This is a genomic window from Neisseria sp. P0022.S010 (assembly GCF_051956635.1).
On sequence record NZ_JBQCXF010000378.1, the window covers coordinates 1 to 2909 of the forward strand.

At 51.0% G+C, this 2909-nt stretch carries 3 protein-coding genes; all 3 read left to right on the plus strand.

Translation table 11 applies throughout. The annotated features are described in order from the left end of the window. Positions 1–181: 181 nt before the first annotated feature. The 3 genes from ACTHUT_RS16980 (at position 182) to ACTHUT_RS16990 (ending at position 2844) form a co-directional block, all read left to right on the plus strand. A complete protein-coding gene (locus ACTHUT_RS16980; protein ID WP_440419157.1) occupies positions 182–907 on the plus strand; it encodes a metal ABC transporter ATP-binding protein in 726 nt (241 codons plus the stop codon). A 76-nt stretch (positions 908–983) separates the two neighbouring features. Then, the gene (locus ACTHUT_RS16985; RefSeq protein WP_003685375.1) at positions 984–1859 is read left to right on the plus strand and encodes a metal ABC transporter permease; all 876 of its coding nucleotides are present in this window, start codon (positions 984–986) and stop codon (positions 1857–1859) included. A 79-nt stretch (positions 1860–1938) separates the two neighbouring features. Beyond that, the gene (locus ACTHUT_RS16990) at positions 1939–2844 is read left to right on the plus strand and encodes a metal ABC transporter solute-binding protein, Zn/Mn family (RefSeq protein ID WP_049336292.1); all 906 of its coding nucleotides are present in this window, start codon (positions 1939–1941) and stop codon (positions 2842–2844) included. The last annotated feature ends 65 nt before the right edge of the window (positions 2845–2909 follow it).

The window sequence follows — 2909 nt, forward strand, 5'->3', positions numbered from 1 at the left end:
ACGTTATACAGTATCATTTTAATGTTTTAATTTTCTTTCAGACGGCCTGTTGTCCGTATTCGGACAAGGGCGGTTTTAGGCTTATGAATTCTGTATTGTTGACCGGATTGCTGCAAAGGCTGCTGATTGCGCTTGTCGCATTGGCGGCGTTGTGGGCTGTATATTTTTGGGCGGTATCGCCATGAGTATCGTGGTGGAAAATCTGACGGTCAGCTATCAACGCAGGCCGGTGGTGCACCATGTCGATATGGTGTTTGAAGATGGCAAGATGTGGACGATTTTCGGGCCGAACGGCGCGGGTAAATCGACTTTGCTCAAAGCCATTATGGGCTTGCAGAAGACGGATACGGGCAGTGTGCGCTATGAAAGTATGGCGCGCAAGGATATTGCCTATCTGCCGCAACAGTCGGACATTGACCGCAGCCAGCCGATGATGGTGTTTGAACTGGCGGCGATGGGGCTGTGGTATGAAATCGGATTTTTCGGATGTGTGAACGCGGCGCAGAAAAAGCGCGTGATGGCGGCTTTGGAACGCGTGGAAATGCAGGATTTTGCCACGCGCCAAATCGCGCACTTGTCCAATGGCCAGTTCCAACGCGTATTGTTTGCGCGGATGCTGGTGCAGAATGCCAAATTTTTGTTGCTGGACGAACCGTTTAATGCGGTGGATGCGCGTACGACTTATGCGCTGTTGGAAGTTTTGCGCCAATGCCATCAGGACGGTCAGGCTGTGATTGCCGTGTTGCATGATTACGAGCAGGTAAGGGCATATTTTGCCAACACGCTGCTTTTGGCGCGTGAAAAAGTGACTGCCGGTGCGACGGAAAATGTGTTGACTGATGAATTTTTGGCACAGGCAAACAGAATGATGCAGAAACAGGAAGCGGCCGATTGGTGTGCGGTTTAATGGACAAGGCCGTCTGAAAATAAGTGTTTTTCAGACGGCCTAAGGCTTTCAGAGATTAATAAAAAAGCGATAAAACATGGATTTATATGATTTGGTCGTTGCGCCGTTCGCCGAATTTGACTTTATGCGCTATGCCTTGGCGTCGATTTTCTGCCTGGCGTTGAGCGCGGCTCCTGTCGGTGTGTTTTTGGTGATGCGCCGCATGAGTTTGGTGGGCGACGCCTTGAGCCATGCGGTTTTGCCCGGTGCGGCCATTGGCTATATGTTTGCCGGTTTGAGTTTGCCTGCGATGAGCGTCGGCGGTTTTGCGGCCGGTTTGCTGATGGCTTTGTTGGCAGGTTTGGTCAGCCGGTTTACTTCATTGAAAGAAGACGCGAACTTTGCCGCATTTTATTTGAGCAGCCTTGCCATCGGCGTGGTTTTGGTCAGCAAAAACGGCAGCAGCGTCGATTTGCTGCATTTGCTGTTTGGCTCGGTGTTGGCGGTGGATATTCCGGCTTTGCAGCTGATTGCCGTTTCCGCGAGTGTTACTATTTTGCTGATGGCGGTGATGTTCCGCCCGCTGGTGTTGGAAAGCATAGATCCTTTGTTCCTCAAGGCTGTCGGCGGGAAGGGCGGCTTTTGGCATGTGTTGTTTTTGGTGCTGGTCGTGATGAATCTGGTTGCCGGTTTTCAGGCATTGGGTACGCTGATGTCAGTCGGCTTGATGATGTTGCCGGCGATTACCGCCAGACTGTGGGCGAAAAGCATGGGTTGGCTGATGATTTTGTCTGTCGCATTGGCTTTACTTTGCGGCTTGGCAGGACTGTTGTTTTCCTACCATATCGAAATCCCGTCCGGCCCTGCGATTATTTTATGCTGCGGCACGCTTTACCTGATTTCCGTCGTGTTCGGTTGGGAGGGCGGCATTTTGGCAAAATGGCTGCGCCGCAAGAAACACCGCACGGCATAATTTTTCAGACGGCCGCTTGAATAATCAGGCGGTCTGTCTTATGATGATGTTAATGTTACGTTATATCACTGGAGAGAATATGAAACATTGGAAACTCGGCATTGTTGCCGCATTATTGACCGGTGCCGCTTATGCCGCTCCTTTGCCTGTTGTGACCAGCTTCAGCATTTTGGGCGATGTGGCCAAACAGATTGGTGGCGACCGTGTGGCCGTACAAAGCTTGGTCGGTGCAAACCAAGACAGCCATGCCTACCACATGACCAGTGGCGACATCAAAAAAATCCGCAGTGCCAAATTGGTATTGCTCAACGGCTTGGGCTTGGAAGCTGCTGACGTACAGCGCGCAGTCAAACAGAGCAAAGTTCCTTTTGCCGAAGCGACCAAAGGCATTCAGGCTTTGAAAGCAGAAGAGGGCGGCCATCATCATGACCACGATCACGAAGGCCATCATCACGATCACGGCGAGTTTGACCCGCACGTTTGGACCGACCCCGTCCTGATGGGCACTTATGCGCAAAACGTTGCCAATGCTTTGATTCAAGCCGACCCTGAAGGCAAAACCTACTATCAGCAACGTTTGGGCAACTATCAAATGCAGCTGAAAAAACTGCACAGCGATGCGCAGGCTGCCTTTAATGCCGTGCCTGCCGCCAAGCGTAAAGTCTTGACCGGACACGATGCGTTCTCTTACATGGGTAAACGCTACAATATTGAATTCATCGCCCCACAAGGCGTGAGCAGTGAGGCCGAGCCGTCTGCCAAACAAGTGGCTTCCATCATCCGCCAAATCAAACGCGAGGGCATTAAGGCCGTCTTTACTGAAAACATCAAAGACACGCGTATGATTGACCGTATTGCCAAAGAAACCGGCGTCAATGTCAGCGGACGTTTGTATTCAGATGCATTGGGTGGCGCACCGGCTAACAGCTACATCGGTATGTACCGCTACAATGTCAAAGTTTTGACCGATGCCATGAAAAAATAAAGCGGCTTAAGGATAAAGGCCGTCTGAAACCTTAAAAACAAGGTTTCAGACGGCCTTTTATATGC

Bases quoted from the DNA above. Each gene is read 5' to 3' on its own strand.
- ACTHUT_RS16980 (WP_440419157.1), top strand. From the start codon at position 182: ATGAGTATCGTGGTGGAAAATCTGACGGTCAGCTATCAACGCAGGCCG.
- ACTHUT_RS16985 (WP_003685375.1), top strand. From the start codon at position 984: ATGGATTTATATGATTTGGTCGTTGCGCCGTTCGCCGAATTTGACTTT.
- ACTHUT_RS16990 (WP_049336292.1), top strand. From the start codon at position 1,939: ATGAAACATTGGAAACTCGGCATTGTTGCCGCATTATTGACCGGTGCC.